Source organism: Aliiruegeria lutimaris, assembly GCF_900099935.1.
GTDB lineage: Bacteria > Pseudomonadota > Alphaproteobacteria > Rhodobacterales > Rhodobacteraceae > Tropicimonas > Tropicimonas lutimaris.
Genome location: NZ_FNEK01000071.1, coordinates 20,774 through 27,468 on the forward strand (window position 1 = coordinate 20,774; position 6,695 = coordinate 27,468).

Sequence of the window (6,695 nt, forward strand, 5' to 3'; positions counted from 1 at the left end):
CGCGCAGCAATTCGAAACCGATGGTCCCTACCTGGATCATGGCCTCGCCTGCTTCGTAGACGGTGATGCCCGCCTTTTCGGAGGTTTCGAGGCAAACCGCATCGGCCGCGTTCCACGCAGCGGCAGCCATCTCGACGGCACAAGCGTGGTGTCGGCCAGGGCCGGGGCGGGGGTGAGGCTGGTGGACAGGGCAAGCCCGGCCAGAAAGGCACGATTGGTGAAAACCATGGTTTCCTCCCGGAGGGAAGTTTAGTGCCGCCGGTTCGGTTGCCGACCTGCAGGTGATTCAGAAATCCGCCCGCAGCGATTTCAGGCCCGCAAGCAGGGTGCCGACATCGGAGCCGACGGCGAGAAAGGCAACCCCGGTTTCGGCATAGCCCGCGGCCAGTTTTCGGTCGGATGTCAGAATGCCCGCGGCCCGTCCGGCGGAACGGATACGTGCCAGTGTCTGGGAAACGAGCGCCTGCACCTCCGCCGCACCGGGTTGCCCGAGATAGCCCATATCGGCGGCAAGGTCGGCCGGGCCGACGAAAACGCCGTCCACGCCCTCGACCGCGAGGATCTCGTCCAGCGCCGCGATCCCGGCAATGGATTCCACCTGCAGCAGCAGGCAGATCTCGGCATTCGCCGAGGTGAGGTAGTCGGGGATCGTGTTGTAGCCGGAGGCCCGCGCCAGCGCCGCGCCGACACCGCGCGCGCCCTCGGGCGGGTAGCGCACCGAACGGACGGCCTCCCGTGCCTGATCCGCGCTTTCGATCATCGGGATCAACAGGGTTTGCGCGCCCAGATCGAGCATCTGCTTGATCTCGGCGCGGTTGTCGTCGCGGGTGCGAACCACGGCGGCACAGCTGTTGCCAACGGCGCGAAGCTGGGCCAGCACGTCGCGCAGCCCGTTCGGACCGTGCTCGCCGTCGATCACCAGCCAGTCGAAGCCGGTCTGCGCGGCCAGTTCGGCCACCGAAGCATCGCCGAGGCCGAGCCAGAGGCCGATCTGGCAATCGCCGGACTTCAGGCGTGCCTTGAAGGTGTTCTTGGGGGCAGGCATCACGTCACCTCACGTGAAATTCACGGCAACAGAGCCGAACGGGCCGAAATCGGCCTCGATCCCGGTGCCGGGGGGGCATTCGATCGGGGCAATGAACGAGCCGGAGAGAACTACCTGTCCGGCCTCGATCCGCTGGCCGTACTGGCTCATCCGGCGGGCGAGCCAGACCAGCCCGGTGACGGGGTCGTCCAGTACCGCCGCGCCGAGCCCGGTGGCCTCCACCGCGCCGTTCCTGCGCAGGATGGCGCCGGTCCAACGAAGGTCGAACGCCTTTGGCGCATGGTGCTCGCGGCCGAGCACGATGCCGGCATTGGCGGCGTTGTCGGACACGGTATCGACGATCCGTCGCGTTTGGCCGGTTTGCGGATCCTGCCGCAGGATGCGGGTGTCGAGGATCTCGAGCGAGGGGGCGACGTAGTCGGTCGCGGCCAGCACCTCGGCACGGGTCACATCGCCATCGAGCGGGGCCTTCATGACGAAGGCGATCTCGGCCTCGATGCGGGGCTGGATGAAGCGGCCGGCGGGAATGGTATTGCCGGTCTCGAAGACCATATCGTCGTAGAGCACACCGCTGTCTGGCGTGTCGATGCCGAGCGCCTGCTGCATGACCTTCGATGTCAGACCGATCTTCCAGCCGATGATCTTCCGCCCGGCGGCGAGCTTCCGGCCGATCTGGGCCGTTTGGACCGCATAGGCATCGTCGAGCGTCATGTCGGGGTGCCTGAGCGAGAGCAGTCCGATCTGGGAACGGGTTTCCTCAGCGTCGAGCACTGCGTCCGCGGCAGATTGAACCTCGTCCTGGCTCAACATGTTTCATCCTCCACGCCGTTGCGGAGGATGCCGATGCCCTCTGCCTCGACCTCGATCACGTCGCCGGGCACGAGCCAGCGCGGCGGATCGAACCGGGCGCCCGCGCCGGTGGGGGTGCCGCAGACGATGACATCGCCGGGCATGAGCGTGCAGAAGGTAGAGACGTAATTCACGATGAAGCGGAAATCGAACATCATGTTGGAGGTCCGGTCCTGCTGGCGGATCTCGCCATTGACGCGTGTCGTCAGCGCGATGTCGTCGAGTTGGGAGGCGTCACGGAAAGGGACCAGCCAGGGGCCGATGGCGCCCGAGCTGTCCCAGTTCTTGCCCTGGGTCACGTTGAACTTCGCGTGGCGGACGAAGTCGCGGATCGTGCCCTCGTTGCAGAGGGTCAGCGCGGCGATGTGATCATAGGCGTCTTCCTTCGCAATCCGCCGGCCACCCTTTCCGATGACGATGGCGACCTCGCCCTCGTAGTCGAGCTGTTCACTCTCGGGTGGGCGGACAAGATTCTGCTCATGGCCGGTGAAGCTCCGCGGGAAGCGAATGAACATGGAGGGCTTGCTGGGCTGGGCTTGGCCGTCCTTGTACTCGGCATTGCGGTCGGGGAAGTTGACGCCGATGCAGATGAGCTTTTCCGGGGTCGCGATGGGGATGAGGTATTCCACATCGGCCTCGGCTAAGGTCGACGCGCGGCCCTCGCCGGCGGCGATCAGCGCTTCGAGCGCGCCGGCCTCGATGACCTCCTTGAGCCCCTTGAAGCGGTCGCCGAATTGCGGCGTGAGGTCGACAATTCCGTTATCGGTCACGAGGCCGTAACGGTCGGCGCCATTGGCGCGAAAAGCGGCGATGCGGGGCGGGATAGGGTTCATGAGACGCTCCTCACTGGATCCCGCCGAAGCAGAGATACTTGATTTCAATGAATTCCTCGATCCCGTAGCGCGAGCCTTCGCGACCGAGACCGGATGATTTGATGCCGCCGAAAGGCGCCTCGGCGGTGGAGATGAGACCGGTATTGATGCCGACCATGCCGTATTCCAGCCGCTCGCCGACGGACCATGCACGCGCAAGGTCGCGGGTGTAGAAATAGGAGGCGAGGCCGAACTCGGTGTCATTGGCCATGGCGACCACCTCGTCGACGCTGTCGAAGCGGAAGAGCGGCGCGACGGGGCCGAAGGTTTCCTCGCGGGCGACGTCCATGTCCTGCGTAACGCCGGTGAGCACGGTAGGCTCGAAGAAGGTGCCGCCGAGCGCATGCCGCTTGCCGCCGAGCGTGACCTGCGCGCCTTTCGCGGTGGCATCAGCGATATGGGCGGAGACCTTGTCTACGGCGGCATCGTCGATCAGCGGGCCGAAGGTTGTGTCCGCCTCCAGCCCGTCGCCGACCTTGAGCGCGGCGATGCGGGCTGCCAGTTTCCCGGCAAAAGCATCGTAAACAGCGGTTTGGACATAGATCCGGTTGGCGCAGACGCAGGTCTGGCCGTTATTGCGGAACTTGGAGATGATCGCGCCCTCGACCGCCGCCTCCAGATCCGCGTCGTCGAAGACGATGAAGGGGGCGTTGCCGCCAAGCTCCAGCGAGAGCTTCTTCACCGTGTCGGCAGACTGGCGCATGAGCAGGATGCCGGTGGCGGTGGAGCCGGTGAAGGTGAGTTTGCGGACAGCCGGGCTCGCCGTCATCACACCGCCGATGGCCGGTGGATCGCCGGTGATTACGGAAAACAGCCCGGACGGAAGCCCCGCGCGCTCCGCCAGTATCGCGAGCGCAATGGCGGAGAACGGCGTCTGTTCGGCGGGTTTCAGAACCATCGCGCAGCCTGCGGCGAGCGCCGGGCCGGCGTTGCGGGTGATCATCGCGTTGGGGAAGTTCCAGGGCGTGATCGCGGCGACGACGCCTATGGGCTGTTTGACTACGACGATGCGCTTGTCGGGCGCGTGGGCAGGAATCACGTCGCCATAAACGCGCCGCGCCTCTTCGGCGAACCACTCTATGAAGGAAGCGCCGTAGAGCACCTCGCCTTTCGCTTCCACGAGTGGCTTGCCCTGTTCCAGTGTCAGGATATGAGCGAGGTCATCGGCATTGGCGCGGACCAGATCGTACCAGCGGCGCAGGATCTCGGACCGCTCTTTCGCCGTCCGTCGCGCCCATTCTGCCTGTGCTGCCGTGGCGGCGGCAATCGCGGCTTGTGTCTCGGCAGCGCCGAGCATCGGAACGCGGCCGAGCCTGGCGCCGCTCGCCGGGTTGGTCACCACGAGGCCGTGCTCGCCGGCAGCGATCCAGTCGCCGCCGACAAGGGCTGCCTCGCGAAAAAGGCTCGGGTCTTTCAGCATATCGCGGCTCCCACAGTTCACGGAGCGATGATCGGGGTGGCGGCGAGGTCGGACTCAACCGGCTCCACGTCCTGGAAGATCGACCCATGCTCGAACCAGCTGCGCGGGGCAGGGGCACCCCAGAGGGTCTGGCGTTGCGGGTCCTTGAGGTCCCACTTGATCGGCTCGAGATCCGGGTCGACCGTCTGGAAATCGGAGCAGTAGATCTCGATGCGGTGCCCGTCGGGATCGAGGATATAGAGGAAGAAGGCATTCGAGATGCCGTGCCGGCCGGGGCCACGCTCGATATTGGCAACATAGCCGGTGGTGGCCATCAGGTCGCACAGGTCGATGATGTTCAGCGGGGTCGGAACCCAGAAAGCGGTGTGGTGCAGCCGCGGCCCGAGGCCATTGGTAAAGGCGATGTCATGCACGCCGCCCTTGCGATGGGTCCACGCGGCCCAGAGACGGCCGGTTTCTTCGTCCTCGGTGTATTCGGTCACCCGGAAGCCCATCTCGTTGTAGAAGTCGACCGCCGTGTCCACGTCCTGCGCAAAACAGTTGAAATGGTCGATCCGGAGCGGCTTGACGCCGTTATAGAGCGCGTATTGCTGGTGGATCGGCGGCAGGCGGTCCATCTGGAAGTAGAGCTCGATCGGCATGCCGAAGCAGTCGTGGGTGCGCAGCGTGCGGCCCTGGTAGGCGCGTTCGACCCATTCCACCCTGTGGCCCTTCGACTTGAACCAGTCATGGGCCTTGTCGAGCTCGCCCTCGTCGAAGAGCTTGAAGGCGAGGCTGCGGATCTCGGATGTCTCATCCTTGCGCAGCACGAGGCTATGATGGCCGCGCTCTTCCATGGCGCGCAGGAAGATATGCTCTTCATCCTCGTCGGTCACCTGCAGGCCCAGCGTGTCGACATAGAAGGCGCGGGACGCGGCGAGGTCCTTCACGCCGAAGACAGCATGGCTCAGGCGGATGATGTTGAAGGGCGGATAAAGGTTCGGTGCAGGAATGGGCATGTCGTGTCCTCCCTAGGGTTTCTCTATGGTCGAAGGCGGGCTCAGCCGCCCAGCTTCGGGATGTTGTGAGTGGCGCGGGGGAAGCAGGTGTTGACCGTTTCCATGTAGAAATCGAAGGACCAGTCGCCGCCATCGCGGCCGATGCCGGAGGCCTTCACACCGCCGAAGGGCGTCTCCAGATGACGGATGTTTTCGGAATTCACCCACATCATACCGGCTTCGAGGCGGTCCGTCATGCGGATGGCGCGGTCGAGATCGGAGGTCCAGAGATAGGCGGCCAGGCCGTATTCGACGTCATTGGCGATGGCGAGCGCGTCGGCATCGTCCTTGAAGGGGATCGCGGTCAGTACGGGGCCAAAGATCTCTTCCTGCGCCACGGTCATGTCGTTGGTTGCATTGGTGAACAGCGTGGGCTTGACGTAGCAGCCCTCGTCTCCCGCCTTCTCGCCGCCGGCGGCGATGGTGGCGCCCTCCGCGCGGGCCTTGTCGAAATAGGAGAGGACCTTTTTCTCATGCACCGGGTGGATCAGCGGGCCGACGACGGTTTCCGGGTCGAGCGGATGACCGACCTTGATGCGCTTGGCTGTCTCGGCGACCCGGGTGGTGAAATCGGCATAGATGCTCTCCTGCACTAGCAGGCGGGAGGAAGAGGTGCAGCGCTCGCCATTGAGCGAATAGATCATGAAGGCGGCGGCATCCGCGGCGCGCTCCAGGTCCGCATCCTCGAAGACGATGACCGGGTTCTTGCCGCCCAACTCGAAATGCACGCGCTTCAGCGTCTTGGAGCCCTGCGTCATGATCATCGAGCCGGTGCGGCTCTCTCCGACAAAGGCGATGGCCTTGATGCCGGGATGTTCCGTCAGCGCTTTTCCGGCATCCTCGCCGAAGCCGTTGACGAGGTTCAGAACGCCCTTGGGCAGACCGGCTTCCTCGGCGAACTCCACCAGCAGCTTGGCTGTCATCGGCGAGAATTCGGCGGGCTTGTGAACCACGGTGCAGCCTGCGGCGAGTGCCGGGGCGATCTTCCACGTGGAGAGCATGAAAGGCGTGTTCCACGGGGTGATCACGCCCACCGGGCCGATCGGACGGCGGGAGGTCACGTTCATCTGCGTGGGAGTCCGCAGGGCCTGTCCGTCCTCGGCAGTGGGCGCCTGGTCGGCGAAGAAGCGGAAATTCGCTGCTCCGCGAAGGGCGTGTGTGGATGGCTCCTGCATTGCAAGAGATTTCTGTGGTCGCGATGGTCTGTCAGTACAGTCGTGTGTCCGGCCTGTTAGTGTGGCGGTTGCCACTGGCCTTGATGAGTTCCGCAAGTAAGGTTCCAATCGGCTTAACGACCTCGAGGGCCATGCCGTTCGACGGAGTGTCCTTACTTTTGGTTGACTTCATTTCGCATCATCACATCAAGCGTCTTGCATCTCTTGGCAGCATCAGGCGATTGGCTGCCGGTATTCTTCTCGTTTTGTCAGTATTGCCCAGATGATCCGGGCGGACTTGTTGGCCATGGCTACAGT

6 protein-coding genes are annotated in these 6,695 nt (G+C 64.4%); all 6 read right to left on the reverse strand.

Features of this window, described 5'->3' with window-relative positions; translation table 11 throughout:
- Positions 1-286 precede the first annotated feature (286 nt).
- The 6 genes from BLR85_RS22685 to hpaE are packed head-to-tail and all read right to left on the reverse strand — an operon-like array spanning position 287 to position 6,398.
- The gene (locus BLR85_RS22685; protein ID WP_093162822.1) at positions 287-1,045 is read right to left on the reverse strand and encodes an HpcH/HpaI aldolase family protein; all 759 of its coding nucleotides are present in this window, start codon (positions 1,043-1,045) and stop codon (positions 287-289) included.
- 9 nt (positions 1,046-1,054) lie between these two features.
- A complete protein-coding gene (gene hpaH, locus BLR85_RS22690; protein ID WP_170844713.1) occupies positions 1,055-1,855 on the reverse strand; it encodes a 2-oxo-hept-4-ene-1,7-dioate hydratase in 801 nt (266 codons plus the stop codon).
- The gene (locus tag BLR85_RS22695) at positions 1,849-2,727 is read right to left on the reverse strand and encodes a fumarylacetoacetate hydrolase family protein (protein ID WP_093162825.1); all 879 of its coding nucleotides are present in this window, start codon (positions 2,725-2,727) and stop codon (positions 1,849-1,851) included. Before BLR85_RS22695 ends, hpaH begins: the two co-directional genes overlap by 7 nt.
- Before the next feature lie 10 nt (positions 2,728-2,737).
- A complete protein-coding gene (locus BLR85_RS22700; protein ID WP_093162828.1) occupies positions 2,738-4,186 on the reverse strand; it encodes an NAD-dependent succinate-semialdehyde dehydrogenase in 1,449 nt (482 codons plus the stop codon).
- Between the two features lie 17 nt (positions 4,187-4,203).
- A complete protein-coding gene (gene hpaD, locus BLR85_RS22705; RefSeq protein ID WP_093162832.1) occupies positions 4,204-5,184 on the reverse strand; it encodes a 3,4-dihydroxyphenylacetate 2,3-dioxygenase in 981 nt (326 codons plus the stop codon).
- A gap of 41 nt (positions 5,185-5,225) precedes the next feature.
- The gene (gene hpaE, locus BLR85_RS22710) at positions 5,226-6,398 is read right to left on the reverse strand and encodes a 5-carboxymethyl-2-hydroxymuconate semialdehyde dehydrogenase (protein ID WP_244520841.1); all 1,173 of its coding nucleotides are present in this window, start codon (positions 6,396-6,398) and stop codon (positions 5,226-5,228) included.
- Positions 6,399-6,695 lie beyond the last annotated feature (297 nt).